The organism is Ureibacillus sp. MALMAid1270 (genome assembly GCF_049202975.1).
Taxonomy (GTDB): domain Bacteria; phylum Bacillota; class Bacilli; order Bacillales_A; family Planococcaceae; genus Ureibacillus.
The window spans coordinates 1-25,894 of the sequence record NZ_JBMIRP010000032.1 but is presented as its reverse complement, the minus strand read 5'-3'; the positions used below and the strand labels follow the sequence as shown (position 1 = coordinate 25,894).

Genomic DNA, 25,894 nt, shown 5'->3' with positions numbered 1-25,894 from the left:
GAAAGAGCCGGTATTTAGACAAAATTGAGGGAAATCCCGAAAAGTTGTCAAGAAAGAGCCAGTATTTAGACAGAATCGAGGGAAATCCCGAAAAGTTGTCAAGAAAGAGCCAGTATTTAGACAGAATCGTGGGAAATCCCGAAAAGTTGTCAAGAAAGAGCCGGTATTTAGACAGAATCGAGGGAAATCCAGAAAAGTTGTCAAGAAAGAGCCAGTATTTAGACAGAATTGAGGGAAATCCAAAAAGTTGTCAAGATAGAGCCGGTATTTAGACAAAATTGAGGGAAATCCCGAAAAGTTGTCAAGAAAGAGCCAGTATTTAGACAGAATCGAGGGAAATCCCGAAAAGTTGTCAAGAAAGAGCCGGTATTTAGACAAAATTGAGGGAAATCCCGAAAAGTTGTCAAGAAAGAGCCGGTATTTAGACAGAATCGATGGAAATCCCGAAAAGTTGTCAAGAAAGAGCCAGTATTTAGACAAAATTGAGGGATATCCTAAAAAGTTGTCAAGATAAAGCCGGTATTTAGACAAAATTGAGGGAAATCCCGAAAAGTTGTCAAGAAAGAGCCGGTATTTAGACAAAATTGAGGGAAATCCCGAAAAGTTGTCAAAATAATGCCTTGATCTAGACAGAATTCAACGGTAATCACAAAAATGTGTCAAAATAAAAACTGCCAGATACATTAAATAGGAAAGTCAGACACATGGATCGATGTAGTCGACCATAGCTACAATAGCAACTGTAATACAAAATTAAGTTTTCAATAAAAACTTATTAAAAAGTAACAAATTAATTGGATTAATTAAGGAAGTGTCAATTTTGCCGTTACACATCGTTTTATATCAACCAGAAATTCCAGCAAACACAGGAAATATTGCCAGAACATGCGCGGGCACGAATACATCATTACATTTAATCCGTCCATTAGGTTTTTCAACGGATGATAAAATGTTAAAGCGTGCGGGACTTGACTACTGGGAACATGTTAATGTTGTTTACCATGATTCATTAGAAGATTTTCTTGAATACTCAAAAGACGGGGACCTCTATTTAATTGAAACATATAGCGACGAACCATATACAACCCACGATTTCAGTGATCAAATGCGTGATATTTATTTCATGTTTGGGAAAGAGACGACTGGGCTACCAAAAGATTTTGCCTATGAACGTCGCGATAAATGTTTAAGAATCCCGCAAAGTGACCATGTGCGTTCATTAAATTTATCTAACACAGCTGCGATCATCATATATGAAGCATTAAGACAACAGAATTTCCCAGGATTAAAATAATGAAAAAACATCTAACTTCACATTTAATTGGTTAGATGTTTTTTTAACTCAATTTTCCTTTTTTAAAAGGAGAATACAACGAACGAATCTTCCAATATCTATTCATAATACTTTGGAACCGAAAATCCACGACCAAGTATTTCTGAAGCATTGAGGAATACGACAAAGGAATTTGGTTCTTGTTCATTTAATACTTTTTTCAAATAGATTGCTTCTTGCTGTTCGACGACGCATAAAATCATCGTTTTTTCTTTATTAGAATAACCACCGATTGAACGGACTTTCGTTAAACCTCGATCAATTTCTTCTTTAATAATCGATTGGATCTGTTCCTCATGTTCCGTAATAATAAGTACGAGTTTTGATGAGGAAGTTTGTAGTTGAACAAAGTCAATTACTTTGCTAGTTACGTAAATGGCAATCATGGCATATAAAGCTAATTCCAAATTGAATACTAGAGCAGAGGCGATTACGACTAATCCATCAACAATAAGTTGGGAATAACCACTAGAAAGTCCTGTATATTTCTTAAGAATTTGAGCGACTGTTGCCAATCCGCCCGTAGAACCGTTCCCTCGATAAACTATACCAAGACCAACTCCTAAGAGAATTCCGCCGTAAATTGCTGAGAGCATGGGATTGTCAATTTTAAAAGGTATATCGGCACTCAGCCAAATTGTAAATGGAACGAAAAAAGTGCCTACAAGAGTTTTTAAGCTAAAGTCTTTTCCTAAGAGAATGAGTCCAATAAAGAATAATGGAATATTAATGAGCCATTGCACATAAGCAGGATTGAATTGATATAACTCATAAAGAAGGGTACTAATACCCGATACTCCACCAGCTGCTAATTTCGCCGGTAAAAAAAACATATTATAAGCTAAACCAACTAACGTTGACCCAATGATAATCCATAAATATTCTGTGAGAAGTTTTTTTTGATGTTTTATTTTTTTCATCGTTGATTTTACCTTTCTATAAATACATGACGTATTTTAACATAAGAATATATGATAATGTAGAAATAATTGGACTTAAACAAGCAAATTTACTACGACAAATAAAAAAGATGACGTCGCAAATGACGTCACCTTGTATTAAAAATTACTCTCCATCTAAAGTAAATACGATTCGAATTCCTGAAGGATCCACTGTTGAAAATGCCTGTTTGCCACCGAATTTAGGTGCACCAGCAAATTCTTCAACTACAGCTCCAATTCTACGCAAATTACCTTTAATTTTCTCAGCATGCTCTTCATTGTCTAACACAAGTGTATATGATTTTAAACCGATGCTATTTTCTGGCCCTGGACGTCCACCGCGACTACTCCAAGTGTTCATACCGATATGGTGATGATATTTACCAGTTGAAAGGAATAGTGCTTGATCTCCATAACGTGTAACAACATCAAAACCTAGTGCTTCAGTATAGAATTTTTCAGAAGCTGCTAAATCTGCAACAGATAAATGGATGTGTCCCATTACAGTTCCTTTTGGTAAACCATTCCAGTTACCATCCGCTTCGGCAAGTACAGATGGAATGTTCACTTGTTCTGTAGTCATGTAAACAAATTCGCCCTGCCAAATCCAAGTTTCTTCTGGACGGTCCGCATAAACTTCAATACCATTTCCGTCTGGATCATATAAATAAATGGCTTCACTTACATGATGGTCTCCAGCTCCGATACGAACGTTTGCTTCAGCAATGTTTTGGATAAAGTTTCCTAAGTCTTTACGAGTTGGTAGCAGAATCGCAAAGTGATAAAGTCCTGTTTGCCCGCCTTGTAAACTTTGTGCATTATCAACTTGTTCTAAAGACAAAATACTTGTAGCACCATCAAAAGTTAGAATAGTTGTGTTTCCAGATTGCTCGAGCACATCAAAACCAATAATTTTTTTATAAAATTCGATAGATCGTTCTAGGTTAGAGACTTTTATTTGAACATGTGAAACATAGATATTAGGTTTTTTATGAAAGTGTGTTGTCATTGAAAAACACTCCTTAAAAGATTATTATTATAAACCTACTTACTTTATGTAACTAAGTATATTTTCATCATCTATAAAAGTCAAGATTTTAATTTCGTTCAACTAAATTGAGGTTGGCTACTGTTTGGCTTAATTCGAAATGAATCATTATCAAAATAAAAAAGAACAACCATAATAATTATGGTTGCCCTCTTGTCATTAGATATGTGCTGCCAACAAATTATGTATTGGCTTTTCTACTTTTGAAGATTAGTCTTCTTTAGAGTAGTTACCTTCACGTCCTGCAGTGAAAATTGCAGTTAAAATAGATGCACAAATCGCAATCATTAATAAAGTTTTCATGGAAGAATCCTCCTCATGTAAATAAACTATCAGTTATTAGTATAGACTAAATATTTTTTATTTACTACATTAAATTATGTCCGTTTTGGTTCAAATCAAAGAAGTTGGGAATATTACTCTTAAAAGGAGTGATCAGATGGAAAACGAAAAAATGGAGCCAAGTGGACACATGACGAACAATATGGCCGATGTCATCTGGTTGGGGAAACAAATGGAGCGAATGCGAGAAGGTTCACAACTTTCAGAGGATATGCGATTCCCAGATCCCATTCAATTTGACGAAATTGATAATGACAACGATGAGAAATATCAAAACAAAAATTAATAAAGAGGCCTTATTCGAAATGGTAGTCGAGTAAGGCCTCAAAGTCATTATGCGTTTACTTGATAATTTTTTAATTCCTCACGTAATTTCGCTTTTAAAAATTTACCAACAGATGTTTTCGGAATTTCCTTTAAGAATACGATATCATCTGGAAGCCACCATTTTGCAAATTGACCTTCAAGTGATGCAATTAATTCTTCCTTCGTTGCTGATTTACCATCTTTTAAAACAACACATGCAAGAGGACGTTCTTGCCACTTCTCGTGTGGAATCGCAATAACAGCAGCTTCAGCTACTCCTTCATGTGTCATTAAAGCATTTTCTAAATCAACAGAAGAGATCCATTCACCACCACTCTTAATCAAATCTTTCGTGCGGTCAGTAATTTTGATATACCCTTCAGGAGTCATAACTGCAATGTCTCCTGTATAGAGCCAGCCATCACGGAACGCCTCAGCAGTACGCTCATCCTTATAATATTCATTTGCAATCCATGGGCCACGAATACGTAGTTCACCCATCGTTTTTCCATCCCAAGGAACTTCACCATCATCGTTAACAACTTCCGTATCAAGTAGAGAAACAGTTAACCCTTGTGTAGCGCGAATATCTAACTTTTCTTCACGAGATAAGTTTTCCATTGCTGAAGTATAAGTTGATAAACTGACGATTGGCGTTGTTTCAGTCATGCCGTAGCCAACAATGAAAGGCACTCCGAATTTATCTTCATACGTACGAATTAATCCTTTTGGAGAAGCAGATCCACCACATACAATTGCTCTTACGGATGAAAGATCGCGTGGATTTTTCTCTTGTTCTGCGGCAACGCCCATCCAAATAGTAGGAACTCCAGCGGTCAAAGTAACTTTTTCTTGTTCGATTAAATCCAATAATAATTGTGGCGTGAACATTGGGCCAGGTAAAACTTGAGTTAACCCAAAATTCACCGCCGCAAACGGCATACCCCAAGCGTTAACATGGAACATTGGCACAATTGGCATAATCACGTCTGATTCTCTTAAACCAAGACTATCCGCTAAACCAAGAGCCATACTGTGAAGAACTAAACCACGATGTGAGTAAACAACTCCCTTAGGCATACCTGTAGTTGCGCTCGTATAGCACATACCAGCTGGTGTATTTTCATCTAAATCAAGAGGGAATTCAAACTCATCAGATGCTTCTTCTAATAATTTTTCATATGAATACACATTTGGGAAGCTTGATTCTGGTACATCTTTACTGTCTTGCATAACGATAATATGTTTAACTGTTTTTAAGTATGGAATCGCTTTCTCAAATAATGGGAATAAATCCCCATCGATTAATAAAATCTCATCTTCCGCATGATTAATGACGTAAATAATATGTTCAGGACTTAATCGAATATTGACCATATGCAAAACTGCTCCTGCACATGGTACAGCAAAATATGCTTCTAGATGACGGTGGTGATTCCATGCAAAAGAAGCTACTTTTGTTCCACGTTTCATCCCAAGCTTAGTCAATGCATTAGCAAGCTTGCGAGTACGTTTTACATAATCTTTGTAAGGTATTCGGTGAATTGTTTCAGGGCTCGTACGTGAAATAATCAACTTTTCCGGGAAGTATCTCTCTGCGCGCTTTAAAAAACTCGTTAACAATAAAGGCGTATCCATCATAACTAAACATCCCCCTTGATTAAAAATAATTGTCAATGATCGTGACAATATGACTACATACTATTTATATATTAATGAAAATATTTAAATAGAACTGGTTAGCTTATGTTTTAATGTAAAAATATTAGATTACTAAAAATCAAATTGCTAGAGAACAGTTTTGCAACATGTAATGGATGAAAGATTTTATTAAACCAACTAGATTGGCGTTACGACATAACTAAAATTATGTGTGGGAGCTATTGAGTATATAAAAGTGCACATAATTTTAATTAAGTTTTATATTAAAAGTCTCTATCTACAGATTCTGTAATCTTTTTATAATAGAGTATTAATAGAGCCGATCAATAGATATTGCTAATTAATTTAGAAAAGTATGTTTTCGTCGTATAATAAAATTAGTTTATTGAGGGAGTGAAGAGAATGTTTGAAGTACCATCAAAGACTTTGGAAAATGGAGTGAAAATGCCTTATTTAGGGTTGGGAGTTTACAAAATGACTGACCGTGAAGAGGCGCTTCAAGCGATAACAAAAGCACTAGAGGTTGGATACCGTTCCATCGATACGGCTGCCCTATATGATAACGAAACTGAAGTTGGTGAAGCAATTCGTTCATCGAACATTCCTCGTGAAGAGATTTTTGTGACGACTAAAGTTTGGAATAAGGATCAAGGCTATGACAATACGTTAAGAGCATTTGAAACATCATTAAAAAAACTAGGATTAGACTATATTGACTTATATTTAATCCACTGGCCAGTAGAAGATAAATTCTTAGATACTTATCGTGCCATTGAACGACTTTATGATGAAAAACTAATTCGTGTACCTGGTGTTTCCAATCATCATCAGCATCATTTAGAAAAAATATTTGCTAAAGCAAACGTGAAACCTATGGTCGATCAAATTGAGCTTCATCCATACTTAAGTCAAAAACCATTACTAAACTTCTGTAAAGAAAATGGTATTGCCGTTACAGCTTGGGGACCACTTGGACGTGGCCAAATTGTAGAAGATGAGAAAATTGTTCAACTGGCAAATAAATATAATAAAACAGCAGCCCAAATAATTTTACGCTGGCATTATCAAAATGATGTCATTACCATTCCAAAGTCTGTAACACCAAGTCGTATAGAGGAGAATATTAATATATTTAACTTTGAGTTAATCCAAGAAGATATTCAGGCAATCGATGCGCTTAACAGAGATTATCGTACCGGAAAAGATCCGGATAATTTCCATTTTGATTTTTAGAGGATACAGGTTTGAATTTCTGGTTACACCGGGTGTGTTAACGTCTTTAGTGGAGTTTAGCGAAGGATTTATGAGACATTTGCGTGAGGAAACAGCCTGAAAATGTCCCAAAACGAGTGGTAAAGAGACATTTAAGGAAAGAAAGAGCCCCAAAATGTCTCAAATAACTATCTCTGTACCCAAAACAACATAAAAACTCCGGCGCGAAAGGTAACATAGTCTCCACCATGATGATCTCATTACTGTTATCCCCACATTACTATAAAAAGAAGGAGCAATTCACACCAAACTAGTGAATTGCTCCTTGATCTTTAACGACAACTACTTTATTCAAAAATGGATGTTCAAATTCTAGCTGAATCGCATGTAATTCATAATTGTCTTTAGCTGTTTTGCGGGCGTTATACATTGTATCACCGACAATTGGATGTCCGATGTGGGACATATGAACGCGGATTTGATGTGTACGGCCAGTTTCCAAAACTAAGTGAACAATGGTTGTATTTTTCAAACGTTTTACTACTTTAAAATGAGTAACTGCATGTTGGCCAGTTTTTGAAACAACTCGGCGTGTTGCATGGTGTCGGTCTTTTCCGATTGGTTCATTAATTACACCTTCATCTTGGCGAACAATACCTTGAACCTCAGCTTCATAAGTACGTATGATCGTTTTTTCTTCAATCATTCGATCAAAAATTGATTTGGCGATAGGGTGTTTTGCAACTAATAATAACCCCTTTGTTCCAAGATCTAATCGATGAACGTGCTCTGCATATTTACCACCATTTGATTTTATGTGTGCCATAACATGATTCATACATGTATTTCGGTCCCAAATATCGTTTGGATGAGTTGCCATACCTTTTGGCTTTGAAACAATAAGGCAGTGTTCATCTTCATATTGGATGGGGATATCACAGTTCATAGTTGGCAAGTAATTTGAAGTAGGTATCTCAAAAGTAAACTCTAAATGCGTCCCTACTTTTAATGGTTCATTCCATAGAACCGGTGTGCCATCCTCCAAAGTAACAGCCTTCGCCATTCTTAATTCATGGACTAGTTTTTTCCCAAGTCTCCATTTTGTGCGAAGTAACTCTTCAACCGTTAATCCTTCTTTAATAACTTCATATTGAAACATTATTTTTCCTCCTTGGAAAGACACAGTTAAACCTAGTATAGGTAAAATCTAAGTCTTTTCTTTTACAGCATTCCAGAAAAAATCTCTATCTGCAAAAAAAAGAATCGTGTTCATATTGAACACGATTGTCTTACTATTATTTCTTAGCTTGTTCTAAAAATTCAACTACTTTTTCTTTTTCTGATGAATAGTCACCAACAATACGATTTACTTCTTTACCTTCGTTGAAGTAAATAAGTGTAGGCGTGTATTCAATTCCATATTCATTCCAGCCAGCTTGATATTCAAGAATGTTTAATTGATCAATGTGAACTCCAACTTCATCTGCGATAGGCATTAAATTAGGAGTGAAGTTTTTACAATGTGGACATTCAGGACTAAACATATAAGCTACAACAGGTTCACCAGTAGCAATTTTTTCTTTTAAAGCTTCTGGTTGAATAATATTTTGATAAAATTCATTATCTAAAAAATCAATAGTAGATTGTTGTAAATCTGTAGTACCGTATGGATTACTATCGGTTAACTTACTTTGGTTTGATAGATTTGTTAGAATAATAATTGCTGCAAATAAAACAACAATTACTGCTGCAATGATTCCTAGCTTTTTCAAATTATTTTTCCCCTTTCAATACTTTTAGCATGTAAAAACTTGTAATGGCGATTAATATAAACGCAGTCAATGCTAAGAAAGGAATCGTAATGAATCCTAACAGGTTAATATATTCTCCCGTACATGGAACTTGTCCACATGCAGGGGCATTGGCGCTTAAGAAATCAATTTTTTGAATTCCGTAATGGTATAAGGATATCGATCCACCAATTACTGAGAATACAGCTGTTGTTGCAGCAATTCTCGCATTTTTTTGTATGTATGCTACCGTTGACATAATAACAATTGGGTACATTAAAATGCGTTGATACCAACAAAGTTCGCATGGAGTATATCCGCGTACTTCAGAAAAATAAAGAGAGCCTAACGTTGCTACTAATGAAACGGTCCATATAAATAGTAGACTATTCTCAAGTTTTTTACTCATATAATATCTCCTAGAAAAATTATTTTCCGAAATTTATTATAAATTGGGAATGGTGTGAAGTAAATTGTTTTGATTTCAAGATACTAAATCAAAATACGCCTTGTCGTATTTGCCTGCCCAGATTTTATCGAGCTCGCTCGATAGATACTATTAAAAATCTGTGGCATCCGTCGGAGGATTAATTTTATTCAGTTTAGGTTACTGCTTTTCAGAACAACATTAATATTAAACGCATAATTAATAATAAATGATTCTACAAACTGAATAAAATTAAATTTTTGTAAGGTAAAATCATATTTTATTATATAGAATAAAGCATCCCAATTTAATTGCCTAAATACAATTACCATTTAGTGAACTTTTTCAGACAAAAGTATGAGCTACCAATAAATGAAAGATTTTGCTTACAGTGATATGATTAAGGAAAGGTGCATCGAGACTAGAGGTGTGTAACGTCAATGAATGAACAATCGAATATCACATTATTAAAAGAAATTGCTGAATTATTAAATGAAGAAACTGAATTGATACCGATGTTAAAAGGTGCGCTAAGTAAGTTTTTACATGGGACAAACTTTGAAACAGGATGGATTTTCTTTATTAATGAAAAGGGGAAGTCTGAATTACTTGCACACGAACAATTACCTGAAGCATTGCAATTTAACGACTGTCAGCATTTGAAAAAAGGTGGTTGTTGGTGTGTTTCTAAATTCAGAAATAAGCAATTAAAAAAAGCATCCAATATTATTGAATGTCAACGAATCGAAAGTGCTATTGAAGATCAAGTCGGTGATCACGGTGGAATAACTCATCATGCAACAGTACCATTGCAATCTGGTGGTGAACGGTTTGGGATATTAAATGTTGCAAAGCGTCATACAGTAAATTACTCAGAGGAAGAACTTGAACTTCTTGAATCGGTTGCCTTTCAACTAGGATCTGCTATTAAGCGAATATACTTAACGAAACAAGAACAAGAAATGGCGTTAGTAAAAGAACGCAATCGTCTTGCGCGAGATCTCCATGATTCGGTAAACCAATTACTATTTTCGGTGACATTAACATCAAGAGCGGGAATTGAAATGACAGACCAGCAAGATTTGAAAGATACTTTTAGAGACATTCAACATTTAACACAAGCAGCCTTAACAGAAATGCGTGCTCTTATATGGCAGCTACGTCCAAAAGGATTAGAAAGCGGTTTGATTGATGCCATTAAAGCGTATGGGGAAATGTTGAATTTAAAATTAGTAGTTAGTGTATCGGGTGTACTTCAATTGCCAACTCGAGTAGAAGAAACTTTGTTCCGTGTTGCACAGGAAGCTTTAAATAATGTAAGAAAACATGCTGGTGTCAATCAAGTGGAGATGTTTATAACGACTACATCAACGGATATTTTATTTGTCGTGAAAGATGAAGGAAGAGGATTTGTAAATGATCCTAGTAAGAAATTGCCTTCCATCGGTATGCAGTCAATTCGTGATCGTGTCCATGCTCTTGGGGGGACAGCAGATTGGGTTAGTGAAATTGGTAAAGGTACTGAATTATTAATTCGAATACCTTACTAGGGGGGATTTTGAAAATGATACGTGTATTAATAGCAGATGATCATCACGTTGTTCGAAGAGGATTAATCGTTTTCTTAAAAACACAAAAAGATTTTGAAGTCGTTGGTGAAGCTAAAAACGGTTTGGAAGCTGTAGAACTTGTAGAAAAATTTAGACCAGATGTAGTACTGATGGATTTAGTAATGCCTGAAATGGATGGGATTCAAGCTACGAAAAAGATAAAATCGAAATGGCCAACTGTTGAAGTACTAATGTTAACTAGTTTTTCAGATAAGGATCATGTACTTCCAGCAATAGAAGCAGGAGCTGCAGGCTACCAGTTGAAAGATATAGAGCCTGATGATTTAGTAGATTCCATTCGAAAAATTATGCGCGGTGAAAGTATTCTGCATCCTGCAGCAACAACGACAATTGAAGAAAAAATTCGTGAAGAAGAAAACTTACCACATATAAAAAATCCTTTAACACCGAGGGAACAAGATGTACTAGCAGAGTTAACTAAGGGGAAAAGTAACCGGGAAATTGCTTCCTCACTTTTTGTAACAGAGAAAACGGTGAAAACACATATTTCAAATATCTTCCACAAATTAAATGTGCAAGATCGTACCCAAGCAGCACTTTATGCAGTAAAACACAATTTAACTGAAGGTAGTGAAGGAGTCGTCTGAAAATTATTTCCAGACGACTCTTTTTATTTTCCAGGGTATAAGCTTGTCCAATTTCAACTTGCCAATCTATCAAAAATGATAATCTTCTTCAACTGCATTGGGGAATTCATGTGGTTCTATATGCACTAAAACCGTACAGTATGGCTTAAAGCGTCTAACGGTTGTCTCAATCTTTTCAGTTATCCGATGACTTTCCCACACATTTAAATATGGATTTACGGTAACGGTAACTTCAATAAACATCATGTTACCATGAGATCGCCCTTTAAAATCTACTAAATCAACTACCTCATCGACATTGCGAATGAGAACAGATAAAGTCTCTGCTTCATCCATATCAAATGCATCCGTCAATGTTTGAACGGATTCCCAGAAGATTTCCATCCCTGTTTTAATAATGAGAATACCAACAACTAAGGCTGTAATCGTATCGATTATAACAAATCCAAAAATAGCACCAAATATACCCATTGCGGTTCCAATACTCACTAAAGCATCTGAGCGATTATCGTATGCTGCAGCTTTTACAGCCGTACTATTAATCTTTTTTGCAAGATTTAAATTGTATCTGTAAACAACATACATGATGACAGCACTGCCTATAGCAACAAATGCTGTTAATGGTGAAGGAGTCTCACGGGAAGGATTCCATAAACCAACAACTGAGTCAACTAATACTTGTAACCCAACAACCATCATGATGAAAGAGGCAATTAATGATGCAACTGTTTCTGCCCGTAGATGACCATATAGGTGATTCTCATCTGGTGGTCTTTGAGATATTCGTAATCCAATTAACACAGCGACTGAAGCGATAATATCTGTCGTATTGTTCAATCCATCCGCCATTAATGCATCGGATGATCCAAAATAACCGATGATTAGTTTCGCTGCGCTCAGTATGAGATACGTACCGATGGAAAGCCATGCACCTTTTTCCCCAGCACGTAAATTTGTATATAGTTCCACAAAGTTTCCTCCCCGCAAAATTCCAAGACATGATAAAACGACTTTCCGTATAACAGAAAGTCGTTTCGTTTAATTAATCTTCTAACTTATAAATTAGTTCTCCGTTTTGTACTGATTCTTCCTCAGTGGATTCATCTATCTTTGTTACTTCAATGTAAAGGATATGGTGGCCATCTAATTCTTTAATTTTAAATTCGTAGCCTTCAAATTCGAAGCTATCGCCTTCAACTGCATCGAATCGCTTAGTTAAGAACCAACCACCGATTGTATCGATATCTTGTTCTTCAATATGGGTACCTAAAATATCATTTACTTCGTCCAGTAACATTTTTGCATCTATAATATAATGATCTTCACTAATTTCTTGAACTTCAGGAATTTCATCTTCATCGAATTCGTCTTGAATATCGCCGACAATTTCCTCGATGATGTCTTCAATTGTAACTAAGCCTGAAGTACCACCGTATTCATCCATTAGAATAGCCATATGAATTCGTTCTTGTTGAATTTTTAACAATAAGTCACTAATTGGAATTGTTTCGAACACGCGAATAATTGGCTGCATATACTCAATAACTTGTTTATTGCCATTTGCAGGGTTTTTAATGTATGCAGTCAGTAAATGCTTCAAGTTTACAAGTCCAATAACATGATCTTTATCTCCATCTGTTACAGGGTAACGAGTATACTGCTCTACTCCCATTACTTCGAAGATTTCTTTTACTGTTAAGTCTTTTTCAAAACTGATAATTTCAGTACGAGGTACCATTATTTCTTTTGCTGTGCGGTCTGAGAACTCAAAAATACTGTTCACATATTCGTATTCTGAATGGTTAATTTCACCGCTCTTTAAACTATCTGCCATAATCATACGAAGTTCTTCTTCAGTATGTGCGTTTTCGTTTTCAGTTACAGGTTTCAAACCGAAAAGTTTTGAAAGTCCGCGTGCAGATAAATTTAAGAAGTGAATAAATGGATACATCACTTTATAGAATCCAATTAATAATCCAGAAAAGTTTAATGTTACCCATTCAGCACGTTGAATAGCTAAAGTTTTTGGTGCTAACTCACCAGCAACAACATGGATAAATGTTACAATCGAGAATGCAATGATGAAAGAAATTACGTTAATAGCAGCACCTTCTAATCCAATCCAATTAAATAATGGATGTAAAAGTACGGCTATTGTAGGTTCCCCTAACCAACCTAGACCTAAAGAAGTAATGGTAATACCAAGTTGACAAGCGGATAAGTACTCATCAAGGTTATCTACAACCTTTTTAGCTCTAATTGCTTTTTTACTTCCTTCTTCAACTAATTGATCGATGCGCGTTGAGCGCACTTTAACAATTGCAAACTCTGTTGCAACGAAAAATCCTGAAAAGATAATAAGGATAGCAAAAGTTGCTAGCCTAATGGTCAGCTCTACTATGTCTCCGTCCAAAAACGTTCTTTGTTCCTAACCCGAATGAGGGGAGCGAACAAAGAATACACCTCCTATAAATAAAATTAATTAATAATACAATCATAAAATATTTTCTTTAAAAATACAAATTATGATTGACTACGAAAATCAAATATCATTCTATTCAGAATTTGAAGTGTTTACATATATTATTCATAAATAAATTAAGATTATCCTCCACCAATAGTGCGTGAGATGATTGTAATAAAAAATTTAATATAATTCTGAAAATTGTTGACAAGTAAATTATGGTCGTGCTACCATCGAATGGTGATAAAAATTTGGAAAAGGAGGTAAGGATTATGAAAATTTTAGTTAAAACAATTGCAATTACAATTGCAAATAAAATTGAAAATAGTAATCCAAACTTCCGAATACTGTTTAATTGCTAATTTTTTGTCTTTTTTAAGCAAATACTCGGTACAGGTTTGGATACTTGTACCTTTTTGGGCACTTATCCCTTAAAGGGATAGGTGTCTTTTTGTGCTTAAAAACAGTCTGAATTCATCAAATTTTACAAAAGCAGAGAGAAAAAGAGAGAAGGTGTTTCAATGTTTAACGTTTTATTTAAATTAAAATGGTATTTCAAATCACAATGGAGACGATATACGATTGCGATTGTACTTCTTGTTTTGGCTAGTGTGCTCGAAATTCTTCCTCCATATATACTTGGAATGGGAATAGATGAGATTGCTACAGATACGATCACTTCTGAAACATTAACGAAGTATGTACTAATATTAGTTGGCATTATTGTTGGTAGTTATGTCATGAACTTTATTTGGCAGTATCAGTTATTTGGTGGTGCGCTTAAATTAGAACAAATTTTACGTCGAAGACTTATGCATCAATTTTTAAAAATGACACCTACGTTCTATGAAAAGAATAGAACGGGTGATTTGATGGCTCGTGCGACAAATGATTTAAACTCGGTTTCTTTAACAGCTGGGTTTGGGATTATGACGTTAATTGATTCCACTTTATATTTTGGTGCAATTATCTTAGCGATGGGGTTCTTTATCTCATGGAAGTTAACATTGATTTCTATGATTCCTATCCCAATTATCGCGATTCTAATGCAGGTACTTGGGAAAAAAGTTCATGAACGCTATATGGTAGCGCAAGATTCATTTGGTAAGATGAACGATAGTGTATTAGAATCAGTTGCTGGAGTTCGTGTTGTTCGCGCTTATGTTCAGGAAAAGAAAGATGAAGAACGATTCCATGGCATGAGTGAGGAAGTATTCCAAAAGTATATCCGAGTTGCAAAAATCAATGCTTTATTCGGACCTATTACTAAGATTGGAACAGGGATTACGTATGTAATTACATTAGGTTACGGTGCAGTTCTTGTTTCAAGTGGTGAAATGTCGGTAGGGCAAATTGTATCCTTTACGATCTATTTAGGGATGGCAGTATGGCCAATTATTGCGATTGGAGAGTTAATCAATGTAATGCAACAAGGAAATGCCTCACTTGACCGTGTTCAAGAAACATTAGATTATTCACCGGACATTAAAGATCCTGAACAACCAGAGGATATTTCTACAGTATCATCGATTGGATTTGATGAGTTCACATTCCAATATCCTTTATCACATATTAAAAATTTACAACGCATTTCGTTGCAGCTTCAAAAAGGGCAAACACTTGGCATTGTCGGTAAAACTGGTGCCGGGAAAACAACTTTTGTAAAACAATTACTGAGAGAGTATCCGATTGGTGACGGTCAATTTACTTTCGGAGATATAGATATATCGAAATTATCGAAAGAACAAGTTCTAGAATGGATCGGATATGTACCGCAAGATCATGTTTTGTTCTCTAGAACAATTAGAGAAAATATTTTGTTTGGTAAAGAAGATGCTTCAGAAGAGGATATTCGTGAAGCAATTCGATTAGCTTATTTTGAGAAAGATTTAAAAAATCTTCCATTAGGAATAGAAACGTTAGTTGGCGAAAAAGGTGTTTCTTTATCAGGTGGTCAAAAACAACGTGTGTCCATTGCTAGGGCATTAATAAAAGACCCAGAAATTTTAATATTAGATGATTCACTATCTGCAGTTGATGCGAAAACAGAAACAAAAATAATTGAAAATATCCAACGAGAACGTCAAGGGAAAACAACAATTATTACAACCCACCGTTTATCTGCGATTCAACATGCAAACTGGATTATTGTATTAGATGATGGAGTCATTGTTGAAGAAGGAACACATGAAGAGCTCCTTGAAAAAGGTGGTTGGTATAAAGAACAATATGATCGCCAGCAGTTAGAGGGGGTGTCTTCTGAATGAGTACAGGAAGACGATTATTTCAATATGCTTTAAAATTTAAGAGACCCATTTTTTTAGGTTTATTTTTATTAACATTGTCAGTGCTAACAGATTTATCAGGTCCATTTATTGCGAAGCATATTATTGATAACTATATGGTTCCAGGATCTTTATTGCTTGAACCAGTAGTAACACTGCTAATTATTTATCTTACATTAGAAATATCAACGGCTACATTGAGATATTTTATGTACCTAAATTTGCAAATAGGGGCCAATCGTATTATTCAAAAGTTACGAATTGATGTGTTTGGACATATTCAAAAAATGCCAATTCATTACTTTGATAATTTACCAGCTGGTAAAATTGTAGCTCGTGTCACGAATGATACAGAGGCGATTCGTAATTTATTCTCTCAAGTAATGGTGCAATTCTCTATGAGCACCATTTCCATTACAGGTGTATACGTAGCGTTATTCATTCTAAATTGGAAGATGGCTATTATTGCTTTAGCTATCGTACCAATTGTGTATATTTGGATGATTACTTATCGTAAATATGCATCTCGCTTTAACCATGTCGTTCGAACAAAAATTGCTGATATTAATGCGATGATCAATGAATCCATTAATGGTATGACGATTATTCAAGCATTTAAACGAGAAGAACAAATGAAAAAAGAGTTTGCTGAGATGAACGATGAACACTATGAATATCAACGTAAGTTGTTATTTTTAGATTCGGGTACGGCACACAACTTAGTAAATGTTCTTCGATTAATTATCTTAACAATTTTTCTTTTTTACTTCGGTACACAGTCGATTACAACATCAGATATTATTACAGCAGGTACTTTATACGCGTTTGTCGACTATACAACACGTTAATTTAATCCGCTTGTGAATATTGTTAATCAGTTCTCACAAATGGAACGTTCTCTTGTAGCTGGTTCACGTGTATTTGAATTATTAGATCAAAAAGGAATAGAAGTAAGTGAATTATCCATTCCTCGTTATGAAGGTAATGTGAAATTTGATAACGTATGGTTTGCCTATAAAGATGAAGAGTATGTTCTGAAAAACATTAGCTTTGAAGCGAAAAAAGGTGAAACGTTGGCTCTTGTTGGTCATACGGGATCAGGGAAAAGTTCTATTATGAATTTATTATTCCGATTCTATGATCCACAAAAAGGGAAGATTTTTATCGATGGGAAAGATGTGACGAAAATTCCGCGTCAAACGATTCGTGAGCATATGGGAATCGTTTTACAAGACCCGTATTTATTTACCGGTACAATTGCCACAAATGTAAGCTTAAATGATCCTCGAATTACGAGAGAGAAAATTGAAAAGGCACTTGAAGCAGTAGGTGGAGAAAGAGTACTTAAAAACCTTGAAAATGGAATTGATGAACCTGTAATTGAAAAGGGAAGTACACTTTCTTCCGGTCAACGTCAGTTAATTTCCTTTGCGAGAGCATTAGCCTTTGACCCAGCAATATTAATATTAGATGAAGCTACTTCTAATATTGATACAGAAACAGAAGAGATTATCCAACATGCGATGGATGTTCTGAAAAAAGGACGTACTACTTTTATCATCGCTCACCGACTTTCTACTATTAAAAATGCTGATCAAATTTTAGTTTTAGACCGTGGAGAAATTGTTGAAAAAGGTACGCATGAGGAATTGATTGCTCTTGGTGGTCGTTATGAAACGATGTATCGTTTACAATCAGGAGTTCATCAATAATAAGTCTTGTTTGATTGAAAATAAAAGTTTAAAAGTTGGTCCTAAGACTTTGGGCCAACTTTTTTCATTCTATATTGCTTTTAAGTTATGAAACTCGTATAGTAGATTCATAAAATTATGAATTTTTCATGAACAATTTCTAACTGAAAGAGATGAAGCCTATGACCAGATGGCTACGCAACTGGGTGTTAACGATTAATTCTTTCAATAGTAATATTAAGATGTTTATGCTAGCAAATATTCTTATTCAAATTGGTATGGGTATCTTTATGGTCATGTACAATTTATATATTCGTGGCCTCGGGTATTCTGAAACAGTGAATGGGAGTGTAATTTCCATTAATTCGCTAGCGACTGCACTTATGCTAATTCCGGCCGGTTTATTGAGTGATCGGTTCGGACGAAAAAGGCTCATCATCATTGGTACAACACTAACAGCAATCGTATTGTTTGGGAGGAGTATTGTAACACACGAACATCCAATATTAATGTTTGGATTTATGGCTGGAACTGTATGGGCATTAGCTCAGGTGTCGGGTGTACCGTTCTTAGCCGAAAATTCAAAACCTAGTGAAAGAATGCATTTGTTTAGTATTCATTTTGCGATGGTGACTGTTGCCAATGTTGTAGGAAATTTACTTGGTGGAATTATAGCAGATGGATTACAAGCATTATTCCATATTGGAATTGTAGAAAGTATTAGAATCTCTTTAATCGTCGGAACTTCAATTTTTACGATCAGTTTAATTCCACTATTAAAATTGAAAGCGGTACCGAAAGTGAAAGTTGAAAAACAAACGGATGACGTAGAAACTAGTGGCTCAATAGAAGCAGAAGAAGCGAATGAAGCGAGTTTTAAAAAGAATTTTAAGATGATCGTGTTATTTGGATTGTCTAATTTAATGATTGGTACAGGATCTGGTTTAGTTATCCCGTATTTAAACTTATATTTCGCCAATCGATTTGATGCTTCTAATTCATATGTTGGTTTAGTCATCGCATTTGGCTCTGCTATGACGGCTGTTGCTATGTTAATTGGACCAGTTCTAGTGAAAAAAGTCGGAAAAGTTCGATCATTGGTAATATTCCAATTTGTATCGATCCCATTTTTATTTATCACAGGGTTTACAAATTCCTTACTAATTGCCTCGATTGGTTTCTTGTTAAGACAAGCTCTTATGAACGCTGGAAATCCAATAACAAGTGCGATAGCAATGGATGTAGTACATGATAAATATAAAGGTCTTGCCAATTCCGTTAATCAGATGGTTTTCAATTTAGGTTGGGCTATGATGGGATTACCAGCTGCTTGGCTCGTAACAACTTACGGCAACTATTGGGGTTACGCTTTTACATTTAGTATTACAGGATGTTTATATTTAATCGCTTCAACGTATTTCTATTTTATATTTGGTAGGAAGTATCGGTTGAAGGAAGATAAGTAGAAATGTGGGTGTTAAATTTTTAGGAAAGATGAAGAATGTGGGACAAGGGGACAGGTACATTGTCCGGATTTCTGAATAATATGAAAATGGGACGATGTACCTGTCCCTTCGTCCCTCCTTCGTCCCTCAATCATACACATGATACAACATAAGCTCGTGTATTTTTTTCTCAACATCCCCGATATCTGATGGTACTTCCCCTAGCCAATTAATTTGTCCATCTTTCCTATATTCAGCCTGATAATATTGCTGCTTATAGTAAAATGAAATCCCCCATCCTGGAATTTGTGTATTTTCAAATAGCGGTTTATAACGGAAATGTGTAATCATAATTTGCTCCCCCTTGAAACATTTACCTATGTTCAATCGTACTAGAAGTTGCAAAGGAAGGCTATTATTATGTTGCATAACATTCCTTTGATATAATTAATAACAAGTTTTATGAACTGAGAGGTTTTTCAAATGGATAACCCAATAATCTCCATACTTTTTATGGTAGTTGTAGGTGCAGTAATTGGTGGATTTACAAATTATATTGCGATTAAAATGCTATTCCATCCTTATAATGCGATTCATATAGGATCCTGGAAGCTCCCATTTACACCTGGTTTAATACCGAAACGTCGTGGGGAACTTGCTAAGCAATTAGGAGAAACGGTAACGAAATATTTATTAACTCCTGAGGTATTTCGTAAAAAGTTACTTTCTGATGATATTCGTGAATCGGTATTAAAGTTTAGCAGAGAGAAAGTAGAAGAAGCCATTTTTACTAATGACCGTACCATTTTGGACTGGGCGAAGTTTGTTGGCTTGAACGATTTGCCAAGAACAATTGAAAGTAAAGTAGACTTAGTGATCGAAACACAATTTAACAATGTGAAGAATATATTATCAACGAAGTCTATTGAACAAATATTGCCAGAACATATCCATCAAACCATTGAAGGAAAAATACCGGAAATAGCTACTTACATCTTAAAAAAAGGTGAAGAATATTTTCAGTCTTCAAAAGGAGAAGCAACCATCCGCAATATGATGGATGACTTTTTATCATCTAAAGGGACAATTGGCGGGATGATTCAAATGTTATTTGGAGATTCCAATGCAATTGTTGGAAAGCTACAAAAAGAACTGCTAAATATGCTAAGATCTCCGGGTACTAAAAATCTTTTAGTAAACATGTTTAATCAAGAATGGGATCAATTAAAACAGCAGCCAGTCATGAATTATTTACAAGACGTCGAGTTTGAGCCAATACTTGAAAAAATACAAACTTATGCGAAAAAAGAGCTAGCAGTTGAAGAACGATTAAACAAATCAATTAATTACTACTGGCCACAAGGGAAAGAGTATGTGACAATCGAGTTACTTCCTAAACTACTCGACAATGGATTTACTCTTGCAAAAAAGAAATTAGAGGATGTAGTAAATCGATTAAATCTTCAAGAAGTAGTTAGAGAACAGGTTGATTCATTTCCTCTTAAAAAGTTGGAGGAACTGGTCGTTAGTGTAACGAACAAAGAATTAAAAATGATCACTGTTCTTGGAGCCGTTTTAGGTGGAGTTATTGGAGCAGTGCAAGGATTAATTGTTTTATTGTTAAATTAATAGCCATTCGGTAGTGGGTGGCAATAAACAAGAGAGTAGGAAAAAATTTGGTTAACATTTATAATGACATTAACAAGTTAGAAAGTACATTACGTCAAACTGCGGAATATAAAACATTAAAAGAAGCTGTTGAGTTAGTACGTGCAGATGAAGAATCAAGAAAATTATTTACTAATTTCCGCGATATTCAAATGAAGCTACAAGAAAAACAAATGAATGGCAAAGAGCTGTTAGAAGATGAGTATATGTACTTACAAAAGACAGCACAACTTGCACAACAAAATCCAAAAATTCTTGCTATGTTAGAAGCTGAAATGGCTGTTGGAAAAATGATTGAAGAAATCAATCGTATTGTTGTTAAACCAATTCAATCAATGTATGATGGACTATAAAAACGGGAACCCACACTTCAAAGTGTGGGTTTTTACTTATGTGTTCAAATAAAAGAATTGAAGGAAATAAAAATTGTTAGGAAACTAATTTAGTATTAAACTGATTTGTTTTCGTAATTCCAACATCTACACTTGCAAGTGAATTTACACCTTATGGAGCTGGCGAGTGGGACCTAATTTACGATAGTCAGATACTCGTAACATCATCTGGAACGAATACATCAACGGTTACTTCTGGGGGAGGGGATATAAGAGTTTGTATATCTGGGGTTGAACATGGCAACCTCATAACTGCCCAGTTTTATATTTCTACGGGAAATGCAATATTACCAGGCATGTTCGTAACTAATAACAGTGGTAGTCCGAGTGCTTATGAATGTCTTTCAAAAATAGATGTTAGACCATACGTTGACAGTACTGGAAAGGTGAAACTTTATTTAAAAGTGGTTTCAAAAAACCAAAGTAGTGATATTGTAAGAATTGTAATAGAAGATTAATTATTATAAAAACAAGTTATCTTTATGGTACCTAGTTTTTTATTCTCTTAATTTTATATCGACTATAAACGAATTAAAATTATTTGCTTTTGCAACAGAATTAACAATTTTTTCAATGTCTTTTATTGTGTCATTATTTTTCAGATTTATATTTCTCATATATATTACCATGTATTGTTCTTGTGGAGAATATATCTGGTAATAAATAAGACCAGTTGGAGAATAACCTTTAACTTTTAATTCTTCTTCAATCTGAATAGATAATTCTGTCTCATGTAATTTCATTTGAATCTCATCTACCATCTCATTAGCTTTGGTGTTTTCATTTTGGTTAAAATATCTAGCTAAAGCAAAATCGCCATAAAAAATAGAAATCGTCACAATAACCAATAAACCAATTGGTAAAATTAATTTAAGATTTAATTTTTTCATGTAGATTCTCCTTTCCGGAATATCAATACAATATATGCCTTGTATTATTTTTTTTATGAAATTCCAAGGTTCCTTTGTACTTTTAATGTTCATTCTATAGCATAAGAAAAAATCAAATGTATTGTATTGAAGCATTTCTTTTTTATTAACTACAGAGATGATACAATAGAAAAAGCTTTTTTCAATGATCTAGAATGAGAAAGAGAGTTAATCATATGAAATTAATTAATATAAACCAACAATTGAAAGAAGATTGGGTTCGTGTTTTAAATCATATAGCTAATTTATTTTTTGAGGATTCGAAAATCGTCACTTCAGAAGGAGAGGCAGATCTGACAATCCGATTGGACTACTCAGTCGATGCGGATCACACAATTCATACAGCCAGTGAATTATTTGTTGATGGTCAAACCTATACTAGTAACTATTCGATTGAATACACAACAGAAGGTACGGAAAAAGAGCAAGGTATCCGCATGAAGAGAGCTTTATCACACGTGATGCTGGATGTACTTGAACAATATACAGGAATGACACAAGAGTGGGGAATTTTAACGGGTGTAAGACCGACGAAGCTTTTCCATAAGTACCGTAAGCAAGGACTTACTGATGAACAAATCGCGAACATCTTGAAGGAAGATTTCCGAATCTCAGATGCCAAAATTGAACTAATGAAAGAAATTGTCGATCGCCAATTGAAAACAATTCCAGACTTAGATCAAATAGGACGAGACATTTCGATTTATATTGGTGTTCCATTCTGTCCAACGAAATGTGCCTACTGTACTTTCCCTGCGTATGCAATTGGTTCCAACCGAAAGCAAGGTCGCGTTGAGTCCTTTATCGACGGATTACACGTTGAAATCCGTGAGATGGGTAAATGGTTAAAGGAAAATAATATGAATATCACTTCGATTTATTGGGGTGGAGGAACACCAACATCCATTGAGGCCGATGAAATGGACGCGCTATATAAAACGATGTTTGAATCCTTCCCAAATCCTGAGACAATCCGTGAGATTACAGTGGAAGCTGGTCGTCCAGACACGATTACGCCTGAAAAGATTGAAGTATTGAAAAAGTACGGCATTGACCGAATTTCAGTTAACCCACAATCTTATACAGATGAAACGTTAAAAGCGATTGGACGTCACCATACAGTACAAGAAACAATTGATAAATTCTGGTTATCTCGTAACTCAGGGATGAACAATATTAACATGGACTTAATTATTGGACTGCCAAATGAAGGCATCGAAGAATTCCAACATTCATTAGATGAATCAGCAAAAATGCAACCCGAATCATTAACAGTGCATACGTTATCGTTCAAACGTGCATCAGAAATGACAAGAAATAAAGATAAATACAAAGTAGCTGACCGCCAAACTGTTTCTAAAATGATGGAAATGGCAAGCGCTTGGACGAAGGAAAATGGCTATGTGCCTTACTACTTATACCGCCAAAAAAATATCTTAGGGAATTTAGAAAACGTAGGCTACTCAAAACCAGGGGAAGAGAGCATTTATAACATAGTGATTATGGAAGAAGTCCAAACAATCCTTGGTATCGGTTGTGGTGCTTCGACGAAGTTTGTAAATCCTGAAACAGGGAAAATTACACAATTCCATAACCCGAAAGATCCTGCAGCCTACATTATGACCTTCGAAGACGCGATAGAGAAGAAAATCGAGATGTTAGATGATTTGTACAATGTACAGCTGAAGAAATAAATTAATGAAGGGAAACGGTTAGTTTAATGCCGTTTCCTTTTTTATTATGATAGAAAAAGCAGTAAATAATTTTTGTTAATATAACGTTTAACAAGTGATGATAGTCATCTATCTCAACCAAAATAATTATGCTAAACTAATAAATAACTATTCAATAGAAAGTGCTAGGTGATCACATGTCAATCAATACAATTATTTTTGATTTAGATGATACGTTATTGTGGGACAAGCAAAGTATTCAAACTGCATTCGATAAAACTTGTGAATATGCTGCGACAATACATAATATTGAACCAAAGCAATTAGAAGAAGCTGTACGCATGGAAGCGCGTAAACTTTATGAATCTTATGAAACATATGATTACACAGTGTTAATTGGGATTAATCCATTTGAAGGGCTTTGGGGTACATTTGATGACCCAACTGAAGAGTTCCAAAAGATGAAATCAATCGTTCCTGGATACCGTAAAGACGCTTGGACAAATGGTTTAAAGGCTTTAGGAATTGAAGATGAAGCACTTGGAGCTGAGCTTGGGGAACGTTTTGTGGAAGAAAGAAAAAAATCGCCTTATGTTTATGAAGACACATACGCTGTGCTAGATGAATTAAAAGGGAACTATCAACTTGTATTATTAACGAATGGTGCACCTAGCTTACAAAATTTAAAATTGAAAATTACACCTGAAATTCCAGCGTATTTTGACCATATTATTATTTCTGGCGATTTTGGTAAAGGAAAACCAGACGCAAGCATTTTCGAATTTGTTATGGAAAAAGCGGGAATCACAGCTGAACAAGGAATCATGGTGGGCGATAACTTAAATACTGATATTTTAGGTTCTTCACGTGTAGGTATGCGCAATGTATGGATTAATCGTGAAAATAAAACTCCAAATCCAGACAATGTACCAACGTTTGAAGTGAAATCTTTAACGGAGTTTTTAAACCTTGTGAAAACTTTGTAGTTAACATAAGAAGTGGCAATTCGAAATGATTCGAGTTGCCACTTTTCTTTATTCTAAATAATCATATTTACTTGCATGCTCGATTTCCCGTTTTGAAATCTGAGAAGTTAACTCATCAATTTCTGATATATGGTACGATCTCAGTTCATTTTCCATCGCTTCTTTGTCTGAATCACCATATAAATCATCAAATTCTAGATAATCACCTTCAAAATCGGACGGTGTTTCAGATGTTCCATATCTTGCTACTTCTTGGAAGGAATCTTCATAATCATGGATGTCATCTTTATCATCTCTACCTGCAAAGGAGTTGTCAACAGCAGGTAATATGACTTGTTCTTCTACCGGTCGATCGGTTGGAACAGCTTTTGCATCTGTATGTTCGATACAAAATGCAGTATATGGCAATGCTTCTAAACGTTCATATGGAATATCCTTTTTACAAACTTCACAAACTCCATATGTACCATTTTCTATTTTTTCTAAAGCCTCATTAATTTTAACCAGTTCATCTTCAGCATGAACTTTTAATGCCATATCTTTTTCGCGTTCATATAATTCAGTTCCTAAATCACCAGGATGATTATCAACAGTAGATAATTCATCGACTGAATCACGCATGCTTCCGCGTTCTAAATATTCTCTATCGTCATCCATATCTTTTTTATCTAATGATTTCTTTTGTTCAACCAACATTGATTTTAAATTAGACAATTGATTTTCGTTTAAAATAATCTTCACGTCCTTTCTAACACACATAGTATGGACGAAATGAAGGATGTTATTAGTGAGAAGAGAATGTGTAAATTGGATTGTTTCTGGTTTTGGATGAGATATATAAGATTTGCGGTTGATGAAGGACGGAAGTGTGTTCGAAATTCGGAAAAGTGGTCTTCTTTGAGGTGATGAAGACCAAAACCAAACCGGAAAATCAGAAAAACTGGGGCTGTCCCATAAGTGGAGATTTTTCCACTAGGGGCAGTCTCGTTTTGTTTAAAAATCAAAAAAATTTATTAAAGAAAAAAATCGTCTCCTTTTCTATAATTGTAAGTGACGAAACAAACAATTGGAAAGGTGAGACG

General features: G+C 34.9%; 25 protein-coding genes. 14 read left to right on the top strand and 11 right to left on the bottom strand.

Annotated features, from left to right (window positions below; translation table 11 throughout):
* Nucleotides 1-272, top strand: a 272-nt coding sequence (locus ACOQFO_RS03860; protein ID WP_421688390.1) for a hypothetical protein, incomplete at its 5' end; no start/stop codon positions are given.
* A 539-nt stretch (nucleotides 273-811) separates the two neighbouring features.
* On the top strand, nucleotides 812-1,294 hold the full coding sequence (gene trmL, locus ACOQFO_RS03855) for a tRNA (uridine(34)/cytosine(34)/5-carboxymethylaminomethyluridine(34)-2'-O)-methyltransferase TrmL (protein ID WP_421688389.1): 483 nt from the start codon (nucleotides 812-814) through the stop codon (nucleotides 1,292-1,294).
* A 98-nt stretch (nucleotides 1,295-1,392) separates the two neighbouring features.
* On the opposite strand, the gene ACOQFO_RS03850 is transcribed toward trmL, so the two are convergent.
* Both ACOQFO_RS03850 and ACOQFO_RS03845 read right to left on the bottom strand, forming a co-directional pair.
* On the bottom strand, nucleotides 1,393-2,253 hold the full coding sequence (locus ACOQFO_RS03850; protein ID WP_421688388.1) for a YitT family protein: 861 nt from the start codon (nucleotides 2,251-2,253) through the stop codon (nucleotides 1,393-1,395).
* Between the two features lie 145 nt (nucleotides 2,254-2,398).
* On the bottom strand, nucleotides 2,399-3,283 hold the full coding sequence (locus ACOQFO_RS03845) for a VOC family protein (RefSeq protein ID WP_421688387.1): 885 nt from the start codon (nucleotides 3,281-3,283) through the stop codon (nucleotides 2,399-2,401).
* Between the two features lie 478 nt (nucleotides 3,284-3,761).
* On the opposite strand from ACOQFO_RS03845, the gene ACOQFO_RS03840 reads away from it, so the two are divergent.
* On the top strand, nucleotides 3,762-3,950 hold the full coding sequence (locus ACOQFO_RS03840; protein WP_421688386.1) for a multidrug ABC transporter ATPase: 189 nt from the start codon (nucleotides 3,762-3,764) through the stop codon (nucleotides 3,948-3,950).
* Between the two features lie 47 nt (nucleotides 3,951-3,997).
* Here the strand turns inward: ACOQFO_RS03840 and ACOQFO_RS03835 are convergent, their stop codons facing one another.
* Nucleotides 3,998-5,611, bottom strand: coding sequence for a long-chain fatty acid--CoA ligase (locus tag ACOQFO_RS03835; protein WP_421688385.1), 1,614 nt, complete (start codon nucleotides 5,609-5,611; stop codon nucleotides 3,998-4,000).
* A 423-nt stretch (nucleotides 5,612-6,034) separates the two neighbouring features.
* On the opposite strand from ACOQFO_RS03835, the gene ACOQFO_RS03830 reads away from it, so the two are divergent.
* Nucleotides 6,035-6,865: an aldo/keto reductase gene (locus ACOQFO_RS03830; RefSeq protein WP_421688384.1), complete on the top strand. Its 831-nt coding sequence runs from the start codon at nucleotides 6,035-6,037 to the stop codon at nucleotides 6,863-6,865.
* 289 nt (nucleotides 6,866-7,154) lie between these two features.
* On the opposite strand, the gene ACOQFO_RS03825 is transcribed toward ACOQFO_RS03830, so the two are convergent.
* From ACOQFO_RS03825 to ACOQFO_RS03815, 3 genes are all read right to left on the bottom strand, one after another.
* A complete protein-coding gene (locus ACOQFO_RS03825) occupies nucleotides 7,155-8,003 on the bottom strand; it encodes an RluA family pseudouridine synthase (protein WP_421688383.1) in 849 nt (282 codons plus the stop codon).
* Nucleotides 8,004-8,139: 136 nt separating this feature from the next.
* Entirely contained in the window at nucleotides 8,140-8,616 is a 477-nt protein-coding gene (locus ACOQFO_RS03820) for a thioredoxin family protein (RefSeq protein WP_421688382.1), read from the bottom strand.
* A 1-nt stretch (nucleotide 8,617) separates the two neighbouring features.
* Nucleotides 8,618-9,043, bottom strand: a complete 426-nt coding sequence (locus ACOQFO_RS03815) for a disulfide oxidoreductase (protein ID WP_421688381.1) — start codon at nucleotides 9,041-9,043, stop codon at nucleotides 8,618-8,620.
* A gap of 458 nt (nucleotides 9,044-9,501) precedes the next feature.
* On the opposite strand from ACOQFO_RS03815, the gene ACOQFO_RS03810 reads away from it, so the two are divergent.
* Together ACOQFO_RS03810 and ACOQFO_RS03805 are read left to right on the top strand one after the other, a co-directional pair.
* The gene (locus ACOQFO_RS03810) at nucleotides 9,502-10,611 is read left to right on the top strand and encodes a GAF domain-containing sensor histidine kinase (protein WP_421688380.1); all 1,110 of its coding nucleotides are present in this window, start codon (nucleotides 9,502-9,504) and stop codon (nucleotides 10,609-10,611) included.
* A 14-nt stretch (nucleotides 10,612-10,625) separates the two neighbouring features.
* Nucleotides 10,626-11,279, top strand: a complete 654-nt coding sequence (locus ACOQFO_RS03805; protein WP_421688379.1) for a response regulator — start codon at nucleotides 10,626-10,628, stop codon at nucleotides 11,277-11,279.
* A gap of 69 nt (nucleotides 11,280-11,348) precedes the next feature.
* Here the strand turns inward: ACOQFO_RS03805 and ACOQFO_RS03800 are convergent, their stop codons facing one another.
* Nucleotides 11,349-12,248 carry a cation diffusion facilitator family transporter gene (locus ACOQFO_RS03800; RefSeq protein WP_421688378.1) on the bottom strand — a complete coding sequence of 300 codons (900 nt, stop codon included), beginning with the start codon at nucleotides 12,246-12,248 and terminating at the stop codon, nucleotides 11,349-11,351.
* 73 nt (nucleotides 12,249-12,321) lie between these two features.
* Nucleotides 12,322-13,692, bottom strand: coding sequence for a hemolysin family protein (locus ACOQFO_RS03795; protein WP_421688377.1), 1,371 nt, complete (start codon nucleotides 13,690-13,692; stop codon nucleotides 12,322-12,324).
* Nucleotides 13,693-14,264: 572 nt separating this feature from the next.
* Here ACOQFO_RS03795 and ACOQFO_RS03790 point away from each other — a divergent pair.
* The 4 genes from ACOQFO_RS03790 (at nucleotide 14,265) to ACOQFO_RS03775 (ending at nucleotide 19,185) form a co-directional block, all read left to right on the top strand.
* The gene (locus tag ACOQFO_RS03790) at nucleotides 14,265-16,010 is read left to right on the top strand and encodes an ABC transporter ATP-binding protein (RefSeq protein ID WP_421688376.1); all 1,746 of its coding nucleotides are present in this window, start codon (nucleotides 14,265-14,267) and stop codon (nucleotides 16,008-16,010) included.
* The gene (locus ACOQFO_RS03785) at nucleotides 16,007-16,876 is read left to right on the top strand and encodes an ABC transporter ATP-binding protein (RefSeq protein WP_421688375.1); all 870 of its coding nucleotides are present in this window, start codon (nucleotides 16,007-16,009) and stop codon (nucleotides 16,874-16,876) included. Before ACOQFO_RS03790 ends, ACOQFO_RS03785 begins: the two co-directional genes overlap by 4 nt.
* A 39-nt stretch (nucleotides 16,877-16,915) precedes the next feature.
* Nucleotides 16,916-17,740: an ABC transporter ATP-binding protein gene (locus ACOQFO_RS03780; protein ID WP_421688374.1), complete on the top strand. Its 825-nt coding sequence runs from the start codon at nucleotides 16,916-16,918 to the stop codon at nucleotides 17,738-17,740.
* A gap of 161 nt (nucleotides 17,741-17,901) precedes the next feature.
* Nucleotides 17,902-19,185 carry an MFS transporter gene (locus ACOQFO_RS03775; protein ID WP_421688373.1) on the top strand — a complete coding sequence of 428 codons (1,284 nt, stop codon included), beginning with the start codon at nucleotides 17,902-17,904 and terminating at the stop codon, nucleotides 19,183-19,185.
* A 126-nt stretch (nucleotides 19,186-19,311) separates the two neighbouring features.
* Here ACOQFO_RS03775 and ACOQFO_RS03770 read toward each other — a convergent pair whose 3' ends face one another.
* Nucleotides 19,312-19,515 carry a YheE family protein gene (locus tag ACOQFO_RS03770; protein ID WP_421688372.1) on the bottom strand — a complete coding sequence of 68 codons (204 nt, stop codon included), beginning with the start codon at nucleotides 19,513-19,515 and terminating at the stop codon, nucleotides 19,312-19,314.
* A 132-nt stretch (nucleotides 19,516-19,647) separates the two neighbouring features.
* Between ACOQFO_RS03770 and ACOQFO_RS03765 the strand changes: the two genes are divergently transcribed.
* Together ACOQFO_RS03765 and ACOQFO_RS03760 are read left to right on the top strand one after the other, a co-directional pair.
* Nucleotides 19,648-20,793: a DUF445 domain-containing protein gene (locus tag ACOQFO_RS03765; protein WP_421688371.1), complete on the top strand. Its 1,146-nt coding sequence runs from the start codon at nucleotides 19,648-19,650 to the stop codon at nucleotides 20,791-20,793.
* 47 nt (nucleotides 20,794-20,840) lie between these two features.
* Nucleotides 20,841-21,185 (top strand): YlbF family regulator, encoded by a 345-nt coding sequence (locus tag ACOQFO_RS03760; RefSeq protein ID WP_421688370.1) that lies wholly within the window; start codon nucleotides 20,841-20,843, stop codon nucleotides 21,183-21,185.
* Nucleotides 21,186-21,721: 536 nt separating this feature from the next.
* Here ACOQFO_RS03760 and ACOQFO_RS03755 read toward each other — a convergent pair.
* Nucleotides 21,722-22,114: a hypothetical protein gene (locus tag ACOQFO_RS03755; RefSeq protein ID WP_421688369.1), complete on the bottom strand. Its 393-nt coding sequence runs from the start codon at nucleotides 22,112-22,114 to the stop codon at nucleotides 21,722-21,724.
* A 215-nt stretch (nucleotides 22,115-22,329) separates the two neighbouring features.
* Between ACOQFO_RS03755 and ACOQFO_RS03750 the strand changes: the two genes are divergently transcribed.
* Nucleotides 22,330-23,847 (top strand): coproporphyrinogen III oxidase, encoded by a 1,518-nt coding sequence (locus tag ACOQFO_RS03750; protein WP_421688368.1) that lies wholly within the window; start codon nucleotides 22,330-22,332, stop codon nucleotides 23,845-23,847.
* A gap of 176 nt (nucleotides 23,848-24,023) precedes the next feature.
* Nucleotides 24,024-24,812 carry an HAD family hydrolase gene (locus tag ACOQFO_RS03745; protein ID WP_421688367.1) on the top strand — a complete coding sequence of 263 codons (789 nt, stop codon included), beginning with the start codon at nucleotides 24,024-24,026 and terminating at the stop codon, nucleotides 24,810-24,812.
* A gap of 48 nt (nucleotides 24,813-24,860) precedes the next feature.
* Here the strand turns inward: ACOQFO_RS03745 and ACOQFO_RS03740 are convergent, their stop codons facing one another.
* On the bottom strand, nucleotides 24,861-25,553 hold the full coding sequence (locus ACOQFO_RS03740) for a TraR/DksA C4-type zinc finger protein (protein ID WP_421688366.1): 693 nt from the start codon (nucleotides 25,551-25,553) through the stop codon (nucleotides 24,861-24,863).
* Nucleotides 25,554-25,894 lie beyond the last annotated feature (341 nt).